General features: G+C 70.8%; 20 protein-coding genes. 10 read left to right on the top strand and 10 right to left on the bottom strand.

Going from position 1 to position 18208, the window contains the following annotated elements; translation table 11 throughout:
• Positions 1-3: 3 nt before the first annotated feature.
• Positions 4-2187: a xanthine dehydrogenase family protein molybdopterin-binding subunit gene (locus MFF30_RS05740; protein ID WP_238277702.1), complete on the bottom strand. Its 2184-nt coding sequence runs from the start codon at positions 2185-2187 to the stop codon at positions 4-6.
• 10 nt (positions 2188-2197) lie between these two features.
• Positions 2198-2659, bottom strand: coding sequence for a (2Fe-2S)-binding protein (locus tag MFF30_RS05735; RefSeq protein WP_238277700.1), 462 nt, complete (start codon positions 2657-2659; stop codon positions 2198-2200).
• A 530-nt stretch (positions 2660-3189) separates the two neighbouring features.
• Here MFF30_RS05735 and MFF30_RS05730 point away from each other — a divergent pair.
• Positions 3190-3933 carry a Crp/Fnr family transcriptional regulator gene (locus MFF30_RS05730; RefSeq protein ID WP_238277698.1) on the top strand — a complete coding sequence of 248 codons (744 nt, stop codon included), beginning with the start codon at positions 3190-3192 and terminating at the stop codon, positions 3931-3933.
• 46 nt (positions 3934-3979) lie between these two features.
• Here the strand turns inward: MFF30_RS05730 and MFF30_RS05725 are convergent, their stop codons facing one another.
• From MFF30_RS05725 to MFF30_RS05710, 4 genes are read right to left on the bottom strand one after another with little or no spacing between them, the layout of a single operon-like run.
• Positions 3980-4783 carry a VOC family protein gene (locus MFF30_RS05725; RefSeq protein WP_238277696.1) on the bottom strand — a complete coding sequence of 268 codons (804 nt, stop codon included), beginning with the start codon at positions 4781-4783 and terminating at the stop codon, positions 3980-3982.
• Entirely contained in the window at positions 4780-5700 is a 921-nt protein-coding gene (locus tag MFF30_RS05720; protein ID WP_238277694.1) for an SMP-30/gluconolactonase/LRE family protein, read from the bottom strand. Before MFF30_RS05720 ends, MFF30_RS05725 begins: the two co-directional genes overlap by 4 nt.
• A 4-nt stretch (positions 5701-5704) precedes the next feature.
• A complete protein-coding gene (locus MFF30_RS05715; RefSeq protein WP_238277692.1) occupies positions 5705-6175 on the bottom strand; it encodes a cupin domain-containing protein in 471 nt (156 codons plus the stop codon).
• Positions 6172-6666, bottom strand: coding sequence for a DoxX family membrane protein (locus MFF30_RS05710; protein ID WP_238277690.1), 495 nt, complete (start codon positions 6664-6666; stop codon positions 6172-6174). Before MFF30_RS05710 ends, MFF30_RS05715 begins: the two co-directional genes overlap by 4 nt.
• Positions 6667-6899: 233 nt before the next feature.
• Here MFF30_RS05710 and MFF30_RS05705 point away from each other — a divergent pair, with 233 nt between their 5' ends.
• Together MFF30_RS05705 and MFF30_RS05700 are read left to right on the top strand one after the other, a co-directional pair.
• Entirely contained in the window at positions 6900-8462 is a 1563-nt protein-coding gene (locus MFF30_RS05705; RefSeq protein WP_238277688.1) for a GMC family oxidoreductase, read from the top strand.
• Positions 8459-9358 (top strand): alpha/beta hydrolase fold domain-containing protein, encoded by a 900-nt coding sequence (locus MFF30_RS05700; protein WP_238277686.1) that lies wholly within the window; start codon positions 8459-8461, stop codon positions 9356-9358. The genes MFF30_RS05705 and MFF30_RS05700 overlap by 4 nt, the downstream gene beginning before the upstream one ends.
• Positions 9359-9370: 12 nt before the next feature.
• On the opposite strand, the gene MFF30_RS05695 is transcribed toward MFF30_RS05700, so the two are convergent.
• A complete protein-coding gene (locus tag MFF30_RS05695) occupies positions 9371-9988 on the bottom strand; it encodes a DUF938 domain-containing protein (RefSeq protein WP_238277684.1) in 618 nt (205 codons plus the stop codon).
• Between the two features lie 33 nt (positions 9989-10021).
• Positions 10022-10183, bottom strand: coding sequence for a hypothetical protein (locus tag MFF30_RS05690; protein ID WP_238277683.1), 162 nt, complete (start codon positions 10181-10183; stop codon positions 10022-10024).
• A gap of 21 nt (positions 10184-10204) precedes the next feature.
• On the opposite strand from MFF30_RS05690, the gene MFF30_RS05685 reads away from it, so the two are divergent.
• The 3 genes from MFF30_RS05685 to MFF30_RS05675 all read left to right on the top strand — a co-directional run bounded on the left by MFF30_RS05685 (position 10205) and on the right by MFF30_RS05675 (position 13443).
• Entirely contained in the window at positions 10205-11341 is a 1137-nt protein-coding gene (locus MFF30_RS05685; RefSeq protein WP_238277681.1) for an S-(hydroxymethyl)glutathione dehydrogenase/class III alcohol dehydrogenase, read from the top strand.
• A 167-nt stretch (positions 11342-11508) separates the two neighbouring features.
• Entirely contained in the window at positions 11509-12342 is an 834-nt protein-coding gene (gene fghA, locus MFF30_RS05680; RefSeq protein WP_238277679.1) for an S-formylglutathione hydrolase, read from the top strand.
• 48 nt (positions 12343-12390) lie between these two features.
• Entirely contained in the window at positions 12391-13443 is a 1053-nt protein-coding gene (locus MFF30_RS05675) for a tyrosine recombinase XerC (protein ID WP_238277677.1), read from the top strand.
• A 17-nt stretch (positions 13444-13460) separates the two neighbouring features.
• Here the strand turns inward: MFF30_RS05675 and MFF30_RS05670 are convergent, their stop codons facing one another.
• Positions 13461-14534, bottom strand: a complete 1074-nt coding sequence (locus MFF30_RS05670) for a YihY/virulence factor BrkB family protein (protein WP_238277675.1) — start codon at positions 14532-14534, stop codon at positions 13461-13463.
• 65 nt (positions 14535-14599) lie between these two features.
• Positions 14600-15604, bottom strand: a complete 1005-nt coding sequence (locus MFF30_RS05665; protein WP_238277673.1) for a LysR family transcriptional regulator — start codon at positions 15602-15604, stop codon at positions 14600-14602.
• Between the two features lie 115 nt (positions 15605-15719).
• Between MFF30_RS05665 and MFF30_RS05660 the strand changes: the two genes are divergently transcribed.
• From MFF30_RS05660 to MFF30_RS05645, 4 genes are all read left to right on the top strand, one after another.
• Complete coding sequence (locus tag MFF30_RS05660) at positions 15720-16328, top strand: YceI family protein (RefSeq protein ID WP_373320848.1); 609 nt, start codon at positions 15720-15722, stop codon at positions 16326-16328.
• A 34-nt stretch (positions 16329-16362) separates the two neighbouring features.
• A complete protein-coding gene (locus tag MFF30_RS05655; protein ID WP_238277669.1) occupies positions 16363-16965 on the top strand; it encodes a cytochrome b in 603 nt (200 codons plus the stop codon).
• Positions 16962-17453 (top strand): YceI family protein, encoded by a 492-nt coding sequence (locus tag MFF30_RS05650; RefSeq protein WP_238277667.1) that lies wholly within the window; start codon positions 16962-16964, stop codon positions 17451-17453. The genes MFF30_RS05655 and MFF30_RS05650 overlap by 4 nt, the downstream gene beginning before the upstream one ends.
• Positions 17454-17860: 407 nt before the next feature.
• On the top strand, positions 17861-18208 hold a 348-nt coding region (locus MFF30_RS05645; RefSeq protein WP_238277665.1), incomplete at its 3' end, for an MmgE/PrpD family protein.

Below are 18208 nucleotides of genomic sequence, written 5' to 3'. Positions count from 1 at the left end.
GCCTCACGCGCGGCGCAGGTCCGTGTTCTTCACCGGCATCTGGCGCACGCGCTTGCCGGTGGCGGCGTAGATGGCGTTCAGCACGGCGGGGGCCGCCACCGCGATGGTGGGCTCGCCGACCCCGCCCCAGAACCCGCCCGACGGCATCACGATGGTCTCGACCACCGGCATCTCGGCCAGACGCATCACCGGGTAGGTGTCGAAGTTCGTCTGCTCGATGCGGCCGTCCTTGACCGTGCATTCCTGGTAGAGCGCCGCCGACAGGCCATAGACGAAGGAGCCGGCGATCTGGGCGTCGATCTGCTGCGGATTGAGGGCGTGGCCCGGATCGGTGGCCGCGACGATGCGGTGGACCTTGACCGCCCCGTCATCGGAGACGGCGACCTCCGCCACCGCCGCCACGTAGGAGCCGAAGCCCATCATCTGGGCCAGCCCCCGGTGGACGCCGTCCGCGGGCTTCGTGCCCCATCCGGCCTTGTCGGCCACCGCCTGCAGCACCGCCCGGTGCTTGGGGTGCTTGTCCATCAGCTTCAGGCGGAACGCGAGCGGGTCCTGTCCGGCCGCATGGGCGAGCTCGTCCATGAAGCACTCGAGGTAGATGGCGTTCGGGTTCATGTTCACGCCGCGCCAGAACCCCGGCGGAATGTGCGGGTTGCGCATGGCGTGATCGACGAGGATGTTCGGGATGGCGTAGCCGATCGCGGCCTCCGCGCCGCCGGGGTTGAGGCCCTGGAACACCACCGGGTCCTTGCCGTCCACCATCCGGTTCGGCGCCACCGAGACCAGGATCGACTGGCCGGAGATGCGCATGTGCAGCCCGGTGAGGTTGCCGGCCTCGTCCAGCCCGGCGCGCATCCGGCACTGGGTGATCGGGTGGTAGCGCCCGTGGGTCATATCCTCCTCGCGGGTCCAGATCAGCTTGATCGGGGTCCCGGGCATTTCCTTCGCGATGAGGACGGCCTGGCGCAGCCAGTCGTGGGTGGCGCCGCGCCGGCCGAAGCCGCCGCCGAGGAGGAGCTTGTAGACGTCGCACTGGTTCGCCGAGAGGCCGGCGGCCTCGGCGACGGCGGCCAGCGCCGCCTCGCCGTTCTGGGTCGGTGCCCAGGCCTCGCAGCGCTCGGGCGTCCAGCGCACCGTGGCGTTCATCGGCTCCATGGTGGCGTGGTTCTGGAACGGCACCCCGTAGGTGGCCTCCACCACCCGGGCCGCGCCCTTCAGGGCGGCGGCGGCGTCGCCGCCCTTGTTGCCCACATAGGCTTCCTGCGCGTCCAGGCCCTCGCGCAGGGTCGCCGCGATGGTCTCGCTCGAGACTCCGGCGTTCGGGCCCTCGTCCCAGATGATGGGCAGGGCCTCCACCGCGGTCTTGGCGCGCCAGAACGTGTCGGCGATCACCGCCACGCCGGAATCGCCCACCGCGACGACCTTCTTCACGCCGGGCATGCCCATGACAGCCTTGGCGTCGAAACTCTTCACGGTGCCGCCGAAGACCGGGCAGTCCCGGATGGCCGCGTTGAGCAGGCCCGGCATGGTGAGGTCGATGCCGTAGATCTGGCTGCCGTCCGTCTTCTCGACGGTGTCGAGGCGCTTCACGGGCTTGCCCGCGATGGTCCAGTCCTTCGGATCCTTGAGGACGATGTCCTTGGGCGGCGTGACCTTGGCCGCCTCCATCGCCACCGCCCCGAAGGTGGTGGTGCGGCTGGAGCCGGCGTGGCTGATCACGCCCTTCTCGACCCGGCACTCGGAGGGAGCGACGCCCCAGCCCTTGGCGGCGGCCTCGACCAGCATGATGCGGGCGGCCGCCCCGCCCTTGCGGACGTAATCTTGGGATTCCCGGATCCCGCGGCTGCCGCCGGTGCCGAAATCGCCCCAGACCCGGCCGCGGGCCACGTTCTGGCCCGGCGTCGGGTACTCGGTGACCACCTTCGACCAGTCGCAGCCGAGTTCCTCGGCGACGAGCTGGGCGAGGCCCGTGAGTGTGCCCTGGCCCATCTCGGAGCGGGCGATGCGGATCACCACGGTCTCGTCGGGCTTGATCACCACCCAGGCGTTGACCTCGGGCGTGAGCGCGGGGGCGCCCCCTTGCGCGGCGGCCCCGGGGAAGGGCACGTGGAAGCCGAGGCTGAGGCCGGCGGCGGCGGTGCCGGCCACGAAGGCGCGGCGGGAGAGGTTCTTCATGGGAGCGTTCATGGCTCTCTCCTCAACCGGCCTGGCCGCCGTCGGCGGCGAGCTTGATGCCCGCCAGCACGCGATTGTAGGTGCCGCAGCGGCAGATGTTGGTGATCTCGGAGCGGATCTCCGCCTCGCTCGGGTGCGGGTTCTGGGCCAGGAGCGCCGCCGAGGCCATGATCATCCCGGACTGGCAGAAGCCGCATTGGGGCACGTCGAGTTCGGCCCAGGCCTTCTGCACCGGGTGCGAGCGGTCCTTCGACAGGCCCTCGATCGTGACGATCTTCTGATCCGCCGTCACGCTGGAGACCGGCATCGAGCAGGAGCGCACCGCCGTGCCGTCGATATGCACCGTGCAGGCGCCGCACTGGGCGATGCCGCACCCGTACTTCGTGCCGGTGAGGCCCGCCTGTTCACGGATGACCCAGAGGAGCGGCGTATCGGGCTCGGCCTCGACCTCGCGGACGGTGCCGTTCAGGTTCAGACGGATCATGCGTTCCCTACCGTGGTTCGACGGTCGCGCGTCGCGCAGGATCGGGAGGCGCGTACGCAGGCCTGGTATTTAGAATTCTTGTACGGTGCGGAGCGGCCCGTCGTCTACTGCGGCGTGACGCGACGGGGCGTGACGAATGCTTCGCTGTCACGCGTCGAAGGCTCGCACGACGCGGACGTTACGACGCGAAACATCCGAATTTGCGGAATCCCCGACGACCGTCGCCATCGCGCGGGGACAGAGGCATCGCGCAGGGCGCGCCCGACCGGGATGACGCGGCGCAGCCCGCGCAATCCGCCTTCAAACGCTCGGGATCGATCCGCTGCCCTGTTGCGGTTCTGGATCCGCACGCCCACCAGCGCCCACCCCGGTCTTGGCAGCGAGATCGTATCGACCGGAGGACGAGCGCGTTTCGAGAGGTGAACAAGACAATCTGCCCGCCGCCAAACCGAACCCGTTGTGATACCAGGAGGCAACCGGACGGGCACGGATCAGACGCGGCGCCGAGGCGCGGGAAGGGCAACGATACCATGAGCTTCGCAGCCGGCGCCGATCTCGGCCTGCTCATCCGGAAACTGGAAACCATCATCACCGTGTCCGATGCGGAGCGTCAGGCCCTCGAGCGGCTCCCCATCACGCGGCGGCAGATGCCCGCCCGCCAGGACATCGTGCGCTACGGCGATCATCCCTCGCAGTGCTGCCTGCTCCTCGATGGCTGGGCCTTCCGCTACAAGCTCCTGGACGAGGGCAAGCGCCAGATCCTGTCGATGCACATCCCGGGCGACATCCCCGACCTGCAGAGCCTCCACCTGCCGGTGATGGACCACAATCTCAGTTCGCTCACCCCCTGCACCGTCGCCTTCATCCCGCACGACGCCCTGCTCGACCTGACCCGCAATTTCCCCGGCCTCACCGCGGCTCTCTGGCGCGACACGCTGGTCGATGCGGCCATCTTCCGCGAATGGATGACCAATATCGGCCGCCGCTCGACGCTGGGCCGGATCACCCACCTGTTCTGCGAGCTCTACCTCAAGCTCCACGCCATGGGGCTCGCCGAGAACCATGCCTGCGAGATGCCCCTGACGCAGAGCGACATCGCCGACGCGATCGGCGTCTCGAACGTGCACGTCAACCGCGTCCTGCAGGAGTTGCGGGGCCAGGGCCTGCTCACCCTCCAGGGGCAGCGCCTCGTGATCCACGACTGGGTGCAATTGACGAAGCGCGCCGAGTTCGACCCGGCCTATCTCCATCTGAAGTCGGCGGCGGTATCCTGACGCGTCCGCTCGGCACCCTCCGGGAGCGCCGTCGCCGCGCCGGTCCTCAGGCGAGCCGGAGGCGATGGCCGTCCGGGTCCCGGACCGCGCGGGGCGCGCCCTCCGCGCCGGAGAAGACCAGGACGGTGGCGGCGACGTCGTGGTCGCCGCAGGCGAGGCCGGCACGCGGGAACGCGCCGGCATAGCAGAGGAGTTCGAGGTGGGGCGTCGGGGCACCGGGCGGGCGCAGGCCCGTCACGGCTACGCGCGGGTCGGGCACGCCGTCGAGACGGGCCTGCTCGGGCCCCGTGTTGATGGAGCGCGACGCCACCGAGAAGCCGAGGCCCTCGTAGAAGGCCAGACTCGCGGCCTCGTCCGCCACCGAGATCGCCGAATGGTCGATGCCGAGGCAGGGGTCCGAGCCCGTCCGGCGCCAGGCTTCCGGCGTGCCGCCGGGGGGAAAGCTCAGGAATTCCAGGGGGTGCCCCTCGGGGTCGCGGAACTTGAAGGCGCTCACCCCGCCCGAGGCCGCGGGCAGGCGCTCCGGCCCGGCCGTGGAGATCGGACGCCAGCCCGGGCACGCGGCGAGGCGGGCATGGGCGGCCCCCATGTCCGAGACCACGAGGGCGATGTGCTGGAACAGCGGGCTCCAGCCCGGCACGTCCTCGGGATAGGGCCGGCCCGGCTGGTCGAACCCGACGAGATCGACGGCCTGCGCGCCGAGACGCAGGGGCACCACGGTCTCGCCGGGCACGGGCCGGATCGTCGGCGCGCGCGCGAACCCGAGGGCCGTGGTGAAGAACCCGGCCAGAGCCTCGGGATCGGCGCTGACGAGGCGGATGCGGCTCAGGCGGAGCGGTTCGGCGCTCACGGGGACTGCGCCCCGCGCCGGTTGAGGAAGACCGCATAGAGGGTGTGCGAGCCGCCGATGAACAGGCGGTTCTTCATCCGGCCGCCGAAGGCGAGGTTCGAGACCCGGTGGGGCACGAAGATCTTGCCCATCAGGTTGCCGGCCGGGTCGATGCAGTGGACCCCGTCGGCGGCGCTGCTCCAGACGTTGCCGTCCTCGTCGACCCGCATCCCGTCGCAGTAGCCGGGCTCCACGGTGTGGAAGATCCCGCCGCCGGAGAGCGCGAAATCCGGCCCGACATCGAAGACGCGGATGAACTGGCGCGGGTTCGGCCGGCTCTGGTCGCCGGTCTCGGAGACGTAGAGTCTTCGCTCGTCGGGCGAGAAGGCGAGCCCGTTCGGGCCGTCGAAATCGGTGGCCATGGGGCGGACCTCGCCCGAATCCGGGTCCAGGCGGTAGAGCGCCGGCGGCTGCTCGGAGGTCTGGCGTCCGCCCTCGTAGTCGTTGGCAATGCCGTAGACCGGATCGGTGAACCAGATCCCGCCATCCGAGGCCACCACCACGTCGTTGGGCGCGTTGAGGCGGCGCCCGGCATGGTGGGTGACGAGGGTGGTGACGGCACCGTCGTACTCGGTGCGGGTGAGGCAGCGGTTCCGGTGCGAGCAGGCGATCAGCCGACCCTGGCGGTCGCGGGTCTGGCCGTTGGCGAAGTGCGAGGGCGCCCGGTAGACCGACAGCCCTTCCGCTTCGCTCCAGCGCATGGTTCGGTCGCGGGGCAGGTCCTGGAACAGGAGGCAGTCGGCATCCCCGAACCAGACCGGCCCCTCGATCCAGCGGAAGCCCGTGGCGATCTCCTCGAGTTCGGCATTGCCGAGCAGGTACCCGGCAAAGCGCGGATCGACGATCTCGAAGCCCGGATTTTCGCGCGCGGACGCCATGCCGCTACCGGAACCGGCAGGGGGTGGCGAGGGTCGGGGGCGCATCGAACTGCACCACCATCAGCACGGCCGGTTCGTCGCCCACCGTGCCCGAGAGGTGCCCTTGGCGCCCGTCCCGCTCGCGCGTGTTCTGGTCCTCCCCGAAGGAGATCTCGCCGGGGCCCATCTCGACCCGGGTGCCGTCCATCGACTCGACGAACCAGCGGCCCGAGAGGGGGATGATCCATTGGGGCTTCGGGTTCTCGTGCCAGGCGCCGGTCCAGCCCACCGGCTGCACCGTCACCATCACGGTGGCGCCGTCATGGGTCTTGGTGCCCTGCCATTGCGGATCGGCCGGCGGCTGCATCGACTTCATGTCGAAATCGGTGAGCGCGCAGCGGGTCTGGTGGCTGACGCCCTCCGCGTCGGTCCAGAGGTGCCAGTAGGGCACGCTGGGCTTCTCGGGGCGGCTCGCGTCGCGCGTGGAATCACTCATGGGCTTGTCCTGAGGGGCTCGGGAAAAGGGGCGATGCGGTAGGGCTGAGAGGACGCGAGCGGGTCGGCGAGAAAGAGCCGCACGGTGTCGGCCCCGGTGCCGAAGGTGATGAGCAGAAACCCGCCGGCTAGGGCGAAGTTCTTCAGGAAGTCCCAGAACAGGCCCCGCCCCTTGCTGTCGCCGCCGGCCCAGAAGTCGCCCGGGCGCCAGAACTGCTTCCACAACAGCGCTGTGAGCCCGCAATAGCCCGCCAGCACGAAGGCGGCGGCCCGGTCGGCGATACCCGTGAGGATGCCGGCCGACATCACCACCTCGACGAAGAGCCCGGCGAGGATGAGGGCGCGGGCGAGTCCGGTGCTGGCGACCCGCTCGCGCGCCTGCCCCACCGCGCCCCGGAAGTTCAGGATCTTGTCGAGCGCACTGAAGGGCAGGAACAGCAGCACCAGGAGGAGACGGACCGCGAAGGCGACGACGAGACTGAGTACGATCAAGGCGCGGTCCAGACCTTAAGACGAGCGGCGGGCACCCCCCGGATGAGCCGGGGCGCCCCCAAGCGAACGTGATGCCTTCGCCGGTTGAACGCGGCACCCGCGCGCCGGTTCATGCGTTCGAAGCGTCGGGCATCTCACGTCGGCGCGAGACGCCGCGACCGCCGGCACGGCGCTGGCATCCGCGCCTCCACCGACCCGAGGCGCAGGTTCCCGAAGGACCACCGAGGACAACCATGAGCGACGAGCATTACGACGTGGTCATCGTGGGCTCGGGGCCGGGGGGCGGCACCATGGCCTGGCGCCTCGCCCAGACCGGCAAGCGCGTGCTGCTCCTGGAGCGCGGCGGCTACCTGCCGCGCGAGCGCGAGAACTGGGACAGCCAGGCGGTGTTCGTGGATGCGCGCTACCAGGCGCCCGAGACCTGGTACGGCGCTGACGGACGCACATTCCATCCGGGCCTGCACTACTACGTGGGCGGCAACAGCAAGGTCTACGGCTCGGTGCTGCTGCGCCTGCGGACACGCGACTTCGACGTGGTCCGCCACCCCGATGGCGACGCGCCCGAATGGCCGGTGAAGTACGACACCTTCGAGCCCTACTACCAGGCGGCGGAGGAGCTCTTCCACGTGCACGGCCTGCGCGGGGAAGACCCCACCGAGCCGCCCGCGTCCAAGCCCTACGCCTACCCGCCGGTCTCCCACGAGCCGCGCATCCAGGAACTCTTCGACGGGCTGAAGCGGGAGGGCCACCGGCCCTTCCACCTGCCGGTGGGCGTGCTGCTCGACGAGCGAGACGGGAAGGCCCTGCCGCACTCGGCCTGCATCCGCTGCGACGCCTTCGACGGCTATCCCTGCCTGACCAACGGCAAGGCCGATGCGCAGATCATCTGCGTCGACCCCGCGCTCGCCCAATACCCGAACCTCACCCTCTGGACCGGCGCCTACGTGGAGCGCCTGCTCACCAGCCCGAGCGGGCGCGAGATCACCGGGGTCGAGCTCGTGCGCGAGGGCCAGCGCCGCACGGTGACGGGCGACATCGTCGTGGTGGCCTGCGGCGCCCTCTCCTCGGCGCTGCTGATGCTGCGCTCTGCCAACGACACCCACCCACAGGGGCTCGCCAACGCCTCGGGGCAGGTCGGGCGCAACTACATGCGCCACAACAACGCCACCGTGCTGGCGGTCTCGCGCACCCCGAACCCGACGAAGTTCCAGAAGACCCTCGGGCTGAACGACTTCTACTTCGGCTCGGACGACTGGGACTTTCCGCTGGGCCACATCCAGATGGTCGGCAAGTCCGACGGGACCCAGATCCACGGCGAGGGCCTGCCGGGCTTCCTGCAATGGTTTCCCGAAAAGCCCTTCGACTGGATCGCCAAGCATTCCCTCGATTTCTGGCTGACCTCGGAAGATCTGCCGCGCCCCGAGAACCGGATCTTCTACGAGAGCGGCCGGGTCCGCCTCGACCTCACCGAGAGCAACATGGAGGGGCATACCCACCTCAAGGCGAAGCTGCGCGACCTCTGCGGCAAGCTCGACGTGCACCCGCACCTGTTCGACCGCTCGCTCTACCTCGGCAAGGACACGCCCATCGGCGGCACGGCGCACCAGGCCGGGACGCTGCGCTTCGGCACGGATCCGGCCACCTCGGTGCTCGACCTCGATTGCCGCGCCCACGGCATCGACAACCTCTACGTCACCGACGCGAGCTTCTTCCCCTCGATCGGGGCGGTGAACCCGACGCTGACGATCATCGCCAACGCCCTGCGGGTGGGCGACCACATCGCGGGCCGGCTTTGACGAGCCTGACGGCGCGCCTCGCCGCCCTGGCGATCCGCCTCACCGGGCGCCGGCGCAACCTCGCCCGCGACGACCCCGATCCCGAGGCGGCCGTCGCGACGCGCGCCCGCCCGGCCCGGCCGACGCGGGCGCAGCGCCGGCGCTTCGCGGTGCGCTGGGACCTGCGCGACGGGTTCGAGGTCTACAGCATGGCACCGCGCGCGGGGGGCGGGACGGGCGGAGTGATCTACCTGCACGGGGGCGCCTATACGAGTCCGATCACCCGCATCCACTGGCGCTTCATCGCCCGGATGGTGGCGCAGACGGGCTTGCGCTTCACGGTGCCGCTCTACCCGCTGACGCCGGAGCACAGCTGCGCCGACATCTGCGCCCTGGTCATGGCCGTCTACCGGGACCACCTGGAAGTGGATGGCGAGCCCCCCGTCGCGCTCATGGGCGATTCCGCCGGGGGCGGGCTCGCCCTGTCCCTGGCGATGCAGGTGCGCGACGCAGGGCTACCCGGTCCCGGGGGACTGGTCCTGATCTCGCCCTGGCTCGACGTGACCACGAACGACCCGTCCCAGGCCCGGATCGAGCCCTCCGACGTGATGCTGATGCGCCCCGGCGTACAGGCACTCGGGCACTGGTACGCGGGCGACCGGGCGACGACCGACCCACGGGTCAGCCCCCTCTTCGGCAGCCTGCGGGGCCTGCCGCCGATCGAATTGTTCTGCGGCTCCCACGACATCCTGGTGGCCGATGCCCGGCGCCTCGCCGCCCTCGCGCGGGCGGAGGCGTGCCCGCTCGCCTATCACGAGGAGCCGGGCCTGATGCATGTCTACCCGCTGCTCGGGCTGCCCGAATCCCGCAGGGCCGAGGCGCGGATCGGCCGCTTCCTGGCCGGGGTTCGGGACTGATCGCGCGGGTCTTTAGAATCGCCGGAAGACGAGGCCGAGGTTGTTCGCCGGCAGGGCGAAGCGCCGCTCCAGCCGCAGGCCCCGGTCGGCGGCCAGGGCCGTGACGGCCTCGAGATCCCGCACGCCCCAGCGCGGATCGCGCGCGCGCAGGTCCGCGTCGAAGGCCGCGTTGCTCGGCGCGGTGTGTTGCCCGTCCTCGCGAAAGGCCCCGTAGACGAAGAGCGGGCCGTCCTCCGGCAGGAGACGGGCCGCCCCCGCCATCAGGCCGAGGGTCGCCGGCCAGGGCGCGATGTGGATCATGTTGATGCACAGGACCGCCTCCGCCCGCGCGATCGGCCAGGATTCGGAAGCCGCGTCGAGGTCGAGCGGCGGGCGGACATTCGCGAGCCCGGCGGCCCGCGCATGGGCGGCGATGCTGCGGCGATAGGCCAGTTCCGGATCGCTCGGCTGCCAGGTCAGCCCCGGCAGGGCGGCGGCGAAATGGACCGCGTGCTCGCCCGACCCGCTCGCAACCTCGAGGACCGTGCCATGCGCGGGCAAGGTTTCACGCAGGGCGGCGAGGATCGCGTCGCGGTTCCGGGCGACCGCCGGCGCGGTCAGCGCATCCCGTCCCGTTTCCCAGTCCTGCATCGTTCCTCCACCTCCGTCGCGTGCCGGCGACCGTCATTCCAAATTCGCATCCCTGGCGCAAACGACGAAGCACGGCTGTTGCATCTGGACGCCGGAGGCATCAAACACCACCCAGATTTTCGGGCCGTTCGGCTTGCCACCCTCCGGGTGCAGCGAGGCGAAGCGCCGGCATCCATCGCCGCCGTCCGTGATCATCACAGCCTGAAGGACAACACTATGAAGACGCGCGCCGCGGTCGCGTGGGAGGCCAAGAAGCCTCTCACGATCGAGACCATTGACATCGAGGGACCCAAGGCCGGCGAGGTCCTGGTCGAGTTGATGGCCACCGGCATCTGCCACACCGACGCCTATACCCTGTCGGGCCTCGATTCCGAGGGCAAGTTCCCGGCGATCCTCGGCCACGAGGGCGCGGGCATCGTCCGCGAGGTCGGCGCCGGGGTCACCGCCCTGAAGCCCGGCGATCACGTCATTCCGCTCTACACGCCGGAATGCCGCAACTGTAAGTCCTGCCTGTCGCAGCGCACGAACCTCTGCACCGCCATCCGCGCCACACAGGGCCAGGGCGTGATGCCGGACGGCACCTCGCGCTTCTCCTGCGTCTCCACGGGCGGCAGCCCGGGCGGGTCCAACACCCTGTTCCACTACATGGGCTGCTCGACCTTCTCGAACTTCACGGTCTTGCCGGCGATCGCGCTCGCCAAGATCCGGGAAGACGCGCCCTTCGACAAGATCTGCTACATCGGCTGCGGCGTCACCACCGGCATCGGCGCGGTGATCTACACCGCCAAGGTCTGGCCCGGCGCCAACGTCGTGGTGTTCGGCCTCGGCGGCATCGGCCTCAACGTGCTCCAGGCCGCCCGCATGGTGGGCGCCGACAAGATCATCGGCGTCGACATCAATCCCGATAAGCAGGAGATGGCGCGCAAGTTCGGGATGACCCACTTCATCAACCCGAAGGAGGTCGGCAACGATCACGTGGTCGCGGCGATCCTCGACGTCACGGGCGGCGGCGCGGACTTCTCGTTCGACTGCACCGGCAACGTCAACGTGATGCGTCAGGCCCTGGAATGCTGTCACCGCGGCTGGGGCGAGTCGATCGTCATCGGCGTGGCCGAGGCGGGCAAGGAAATCGCGACCCGTCCGTTCCAGCTCGTCACCGGCCGCGTCTGGAAGGGCTCGGCCTTCGGCGGCGCGCGGGGCCGCACCGACGTGCCCAAGATCGTCGACTGGTACATGGAGGGCAAGATCAACATCGACGATCTGATCACCCACACCATGCCGCTCGAGGAGATCAACCACGGTTTCGACCTCATGCACGAGGGCAAGTCGATCCGGTCGGTGGTGGTTTACTGAGCCAGGTCTTGGCCGACGCTGCCTCCCTCCCCCCTCGTGGGGAGGGATTGAGGGTGGGGGTGGTTCCGCCAGCCTCCGCAGCTTGAGGGTCACCCGACCACCCCCACCTCCAACTCCTCCCCGCAAGGGGGAGGAGAGTGCCTCGCCCCAATCAGGAGAGCAGCTTCATGGAAACCATCTCGAAGGCCCGCGCCCATGGCGGCACGCAGGGCGTCTACAAGCACGATGCCCAGACCACGGGCTGCCCGATGACCTTCGCGGTGTTCGTGCCGCCGCAGGCAGAGGCCGGAAAGGTCCCGGTGCTGTGGTACCTGTCGGGTCTGACCTGCACGCACGCCAACGTCATGGACAAGGGTGAGTACCGCAAGGCGGCGGCCGAGCACGGCGTCATCATCGTGGCGCCCGACACCAGCCCGCGCGGCCCCGGCATCCCCGACGAGGAGGGCAACTGGCAGTTCGGCTCCGGCGCCGGGTTCTACCTCGATGCCACCCAGGCGCCCTACGCCGCGAACTACCGGATGTGGAGCTACGTGACGGAGGAGCTGCCCGCCCTCGTCGCCAAGGAATTCCCCGCCGACATGACCCGCCAGGGCATCTTCGGCCACTCGATGGGCGGCCACGGCGCGCTCACCATCGCGCTGACCTACCCCGAGCGCTTCAAGTCCTGCTCGGCCTTCGCGCCGATCGCCCAGCCCTCCACCGCCGGCTGGTCGAAGCCGGCCTTCGAGAAGTACCTCGGCCCCGACGCGGCCGCGTGGCGCGCTCACGACGCCACCGCGCTCATCGCGGACGGCAAGCGCTTCTCGGAATTCCTGGTCGATCAGGGCACCGCCGACAGCTTCCTCGACGACGGCCTGCGTCCCTGGCTCCTGGAGGAGGCCTGCAAGGCAGCGGGCATTCCGCTGACCCTCAACATGCGCGAGGGCTACGACCACTCGTACTACTTCATCTCGACCTTCATGGCCGACCACATCGCCTGGGCGGCCGCCCGCCTGAAGTAGGCGGACCTCCGCAACGGAGCGTCAACGCCTCCCGGGCTTGATGGGGGGATGACCGCTTCTCCCGCGCCGAGCACCGACCCGTCCGCCGCCGTACCCGTTCCGGCGGCGCCCTCCCTCGCCTTCCCGGGCAATGCGGGTCTCAGGCAGGCGGCCCTCGCCTGGCAGGACGAACTCGCGCGGGAGCGGCGCCTCTCGGCCAACACGGTCGAGGCCTATGCCCGCGACCTGCGCCAGTTCCTGGCCCACCGCGCCGCCCGGATGGGCACGCCCGACTTGCCGAGCCTCGTCGCCCTCAAGCCCCGGGACGTGCGCGCCTTCATGGCTGCGCGCCGGGCCGAGGGGGTCGGCGGGCGCTCGCTGATGCGGGCGCTCGCGGGCCTGCGCTCCTTCGCCCGACACATCGAGCGCGAGGGACACGGCACCGTGGCGGCGCTCGGCGCCGTGCGCTCGCCCAAGGTGGAGCGGCGCCTGCCCCGCCCGATCCCGATTCCCGCCGCCCGCGCCATGACCGGCCCCGAGTTGCGGGCCGGCGAGGACCGCGAACCCTGGATCCTCGCCCGCGACGCTGCGGTGCTGGCCCTCCTGTACGGCTCGGGCCTGCGCATCTCGGAGGCCCTCGGGCTCCGGGCCAAGGATGCGCCCGGGCGCGGGATCGATACCCTCACGGTCCTGGGCAAGGGGGCTAAGACCCGGATGGTGCCGGTGCTGCCCGTGGTGGGCGCGGCCGTGACGGCCTATCGCGAAGCCTGCCCCTACGCGCTGGTGCCGGACGGTCCCCTCTTCCTCGGGGCCAAGGGCGGTGCGCTCTCGCCCCGGATCATCCAATACGCGGTGGCGGCGATGCGGGGCGCGCTGGGCCTGCCCCCGAGCGCGACGCCGCACGCCCTGCGCCACTCCTTCGCCACGCACCTGCTCGCCCGCCAGGGCGAGTTGCGGGCGATCCAGGAACTGCTGGGCCACGCCTCGCTCTCGACGACGCAGCTCTACACCCGCATCGACGCGGCCCGCCTGATGGAGGCCTTCGACGCGGCCCATCCCCGTGCCGGTACCGCGCCAGCTCGCCGGCCCGCGCCCCGCGATCCCGCGCTGCCCCCGCCCTGAGAGGATGGGCCCGCGCCTCAGGTCCGGGCCCGGCTCCCCGCGTCCTCATCGTCCTGGCTCGCGCCCACGCTGTCGGCGGCGAAAGCCTTGCGCACGCCCAGGGGCTTCGGCCGCCCCTCGGTGCTGTCGCAGGCGGTCTGGCGTTCCATCTCCGAGTTGATCTCGGCGCCCACCAGCACGATCACGATGGACAGCCACATCCAGGTCATGAATCCGATGCCGGCTCCGAGCGACCCGTAGATGCGGTTGTAGCTGTCGAAGCTCGCCACGTACCAGGAGAAGACCCCCGAAGCGCCGACCCAGAACAGCGCCGCGAGGCTGCTCCCCCAGGTCACCCAGCGCCACTTCGCCCGGTTCCGGCTCGGGCCGTAGCGGTAGATCAGCGACAGGCTGAGGGTGACGACGCCAAGCAGGGCCGGCCAGCGCACGATCTGCAGGACGGTGTCGGTGGCGCCCATGAAGCCGAGCCGGTCGAGGATCGTCGGCAGCAGCACCACCGCGCTGGTGGAGGCGAGGAAGAACACCACGCTGGTGATCGTGAACAGGAAGGTGGTGGCGTAGAAGCGGACCAGGGTGCGCTTCTCGCGCTCCTTGTAGATCACGTTGAGGGCGTCGAAGAGCGCGCTCACCCCGGAATTGGCGCTCCATAGGGCGATCAGCAGGCTGAGGCCCGAGGTGGTGCTGAGGGAGCCGGTGCTGCGCTGCGCGATCCGCACCAACTGGTCGGAGAACAGCTGGAGGGCGCCCGGCGGCAGGATGTCCGCCAGCAGGCTGACATGCTGGCTGATCACGTGGGGGTCCGAGAACAGCCCGTAGATCGAGACCACCGCGACGAGGCCGGGGAACACCGCCAGCAGGGCGAAGAACGCGACGCCCCCCGCGGTGGTCAGCACCCGGTCCTGCGGCATCGCCCAGAACACTCGCCACAGGATGTCCCGCCAGCCGGCCTTGGGGATGTCGACGGGGTCGGTCGCGCGCCGGCCGCGGCCGGGCTCGTGCGCGCGCTGGCGAGCCTCCGCCAGTTCCTCCGGGTTCAGGGCGCGGGTGCTGACCGAGCGCCAGTCCTGACCCTCTTCTTCGTCTCGCACCATGCCGACACCCTGCCGGATCGCTCGTCGCCGGACCGCCGCCGCGCGGGGCGCGCCGCCCCCCGGGATCACACTGTGCCTGAACTCTCGCGAGAGGTCGCCACCGATGCCGGTACGGGCGTGGGACGATCCACGCCGGCCGTCGGGCTGCCCGGGGTCCGCCGGGCCAGTTCCATCCGGACGTGTTCGCGGAACAGGCGGACCCGCGCGGGAAGCTCGCGGCCCGCGAGGGTGACGGCGCGCAGCGTCCCGCCCCGGCTCGCCCAGTCGGGCAGGACGCGCACGAGGTCGCCCCGGTCCAGGGACTTGGCGGCGACGAGGCTCGGGATGTGGCCGATCCCGGCCCCGGCCAGGGTCAGGCGCAAGACCGTGGCGAAGTCTGTGGCGCGCACGGCGGGGCGCAGGGTGATCCCGGCCTCCCGCCCCGCGACGTCCGAGACGAGGATCTGCGTGGCGCCGAGGCGCTCGCGGGCCAGCACCACGTCGTGCGCCGCCAATTCGGCGATCTCGGTCGGGCCCGGGCGCTGCGCCAGGTAGGCCGGGGCCGCGTAGAGGCCGATCGTCAGGTCGGCGAGGACCGGCGCGGTGTAGCCGCTGTCGGGGTGGTCGCCGCCGAGGCGCAGGGCGAGGTCGACCCGGTTGGCGGCGAGATCGAGGCGGCTGTCGGTGATGAGTAGCTCGAGGGTGATCTGCGGGTGCCGCGCCCGGAAGCTCGCCACGAGGTCCGGCAGCACCTCGACCCCGAAATCGATCGAGGCCGTCACCCGCAGGTGCCCGCGCGGCTGGGTGCGGGCGCCCCGCGCCGTCTGCAGCGCCTCGTCGAGGAGGGCGAGGCTCTCCAGGGCCCGGGCGTGGAAGGCCAAACCCTCGGCGGTGGGCGAGACCGCCCGCGGGGTGCGGGCGAGCAGGGTCACCTTCAGCACCGTCTCGAGGCGGGCGACGCGCCGGCTGACGCTGCCCTTGGTCTCGCGCAGGAAGGCCCCGGCCTGGGTCATGCTGCCGAGGTCGACCACCGCGCAGAAGGCCCGGACATCGTCGAGGTTTCCGGCGAAGGTTTCCAGATGCGCAACCATGTGTCCCCGATTAGCGCGCTATCGCACCACCGGGAAGCGGCCTATTCGCGCTTCATCGACCCGGCGCCCAGATGCCACCATCCTTGGCGCCCGCATCCCCGGAGTGAAACCCGTGATCCGTCTCTCTTCCTCGCTGATCGCCGCAACCCTCGCGCTCGCCGCGCCGGCCCTCGCCCAGACCCCGCCGACCCGCGACCCGGCCCAGATCCAGGCCGGCACCTACGCGGTCGATCCCGGCCACACCCAGGTCGGCTTCACCGTCTCGCACATGGGCTTCTCGAATTATTCCGGCGGCTTCTCGGACGTCTCGGGCACCCTGGAACTGCAGCCCAAGACCCCCGCCGCCGCGAAACTGTCCATCAAAATCCCGGTGGCCTCTGTGATGACGACCAGCGCCAAGCTCACCGGCGAGCTCAAGGGCGAGCAGTGGCTCGACGCGGCCAAGTTCCCCGAGATGACCTTCGTCTCCACGAAGGTGGCCCCCGAGGGCAAGGACAAGGCGAAGGTCACCGGCGACCTGACCCTGCACGGCGTGACGAAGCCCGTGACGCTCACCGTCACCCTCGTGGGCGCCGGCGTGAACCCGCTCAACAAGAAGGTCACCGTGGGCTTCGAGGCCACCGGCACGCTCAAGCGCTCCGAGTTCGGCGTGAAGACCTACGTGCCGCTGATCGGCGACGACCTGCACCTCACCATCGCGGGCGCCTTCGAGCGGCAGGAGTAAGGCTCGCCGTCCACCGCGCCGAAGGGAGAGCGTCATGATCGGGACCGTCCACGTCGCGCCCCCGCCGCGCTACACCCGCGTCGCCATCGCGCTGCACTGGCTCAGCGCGCTGGCGGTGCTGGGGCTGATCGCGATCGGTCTGGCCATGACGCACGGGGACCTGGCGCCGATGCGCCGGTTCCAGCTCTACCAGTGGCACAAGTCGGTCGGCGTCACGGTGCTGGCCCTGACGCTGCTGCGCCTCGGCTGGCGGCTGGCCCACCGGCCGCCGCCGCTCCCCGCGAGCCTGCCGGTCGGTGAGCGGGCCGGCGCGCACGCGGCCCATGCCGGGCTCTACGGGCTGCTCCTCGGCCTGCCGCTGGTCGGCTGGGCCGTGGTCTCGGTCTCCCCCTTCAACCTGCCGACGTTGCTCTACGGCATCCTGCCCTGGCCGCACCTGCCGGTGCTGCCGGACCTGGCGAACAAGGCCGCCGTCGAGGCGGTGCTGAAGCAGGTCCATGCCTGGGGCGCCTGGTTCCTCATCGGCCTCCTGCTGCTGCATGTCGGCGCGGCCCTGCGACACCACCTCGTGCTGCGCGACGACACCCTCCGGCGGATGCTGCCCCGCGCCCCGTTCAAGTCCGGATCTCGCCCATGATCGCCGTCCGCTTCGCCCTCGCCGTCGCCCTCCTGGCCGTACCCGCCTGCGCCGAGGCCGCCGCCTGGACCGTCGATCCCGCCCGAAGCCGGATCGGCTTCTCGGGGGTCCAGGTCGGCGCGCCCTTCCAGGGCCGCTTCAAGCGCTTTTCCGCGCAGATCGACTTCGACCCCGCCGCGCCGGAAGCCGGGCGCGCCGTGGTCGACATCGATCTGGCGAGCGCCGAGACCGGCGACGCCCAGCGCGACGGCTCGCTACCCCAGGCCGAGTGGTTCGACACCAAGGCGACGCCGCAGGCCCGCTTCGAGGCGACGCGGTTCGTCGCCAAGGGCAACGATGCCTACGAGGCGGTCGGCAGCCTGACGATCCGCGGCATCCGCCGCGACGCGGTCCTGCCCTTCCGCCTGACCCGCGAAGGGTCGACGGCCCGGGCGGTGGGCCACCTCGACCTCGTGCGCACGCAGTTCGGCGTCGGACAGGGGCCCTGAGCCTCGGGCCAGTGGGTCGCCCTGGAGGTCGGCGTCGATATCGACCTCACCGCGACGGAGGCCGCATCCAAGCCCTGACCGGGGCCAGCCAGCAAACACGCCGCCGGCCGGCTCACCGGAGCGCACGCCGGATCGTATGTCTCCGATCGCGCGCCGACGGGAGGACGCACCGAAAGTAAAACCTGCGCTTGCGGGGCGCCTCGAGACTTCTGTCTCCCACCGGATTTCTTGTTTCTGACTTGTAACGCATGCGCAAAAGCCCTGGGCTGTGCGCACAAAGCGGGAGCCCTGCCGTGGCGGCCGGGTTATTCCTCTGTTCCGGTCCCTGCCGAGGCTTCGGCCCCGGCGCGCCCGGCACGGTCGCGTCCACGCGGGCGCCGGCCGCAAGAAGCCAGAGGGAGAGATCCATGCCCGTGCCGACGATCGACCGCCGTGCCCTGCTCGGCTCGGCGAGTCTCGCCCTGGTGGGAACCGGCAGCGCCATCCAGCCGGCGCAGGCAGCGCCCGAGCCGAAGGGCGAGGCCAGGGCGGAACCGAAGGCGGTGCCGCCGGAGGTCACCCGGATCCTCGCCCGCTACATCGTCGGCGCACGCTACGCGGACCTACCCGAGGCCGTCCGCCGCGAGGGCACCCGTACCGTGCTGAACTGGGTCGGCGTCGCCATCGGCGGATCGCATCACGAGACCCTGGACGTTGCGGTCTCGGCCCTGAAGCCGTTCTCCGGGCCGCCGCAGGCCGGCCCGGAGAACGGCTTC

This window comes from Methylobacterium goesingense, from assembly GCF_022179225.1.
Lineage (GTDB): Bacteria > Pseudomonadota > Alphaproteobacteria > Rhizobiales > Beijerinckiaceae > Methylobacterium > Methylobacterium goesingense.
The sequence above is the reverse complement of the archived record's forward strand: the minus strand, read 5'-3'. Positions and strand labels throughout refer to the sequence as shown.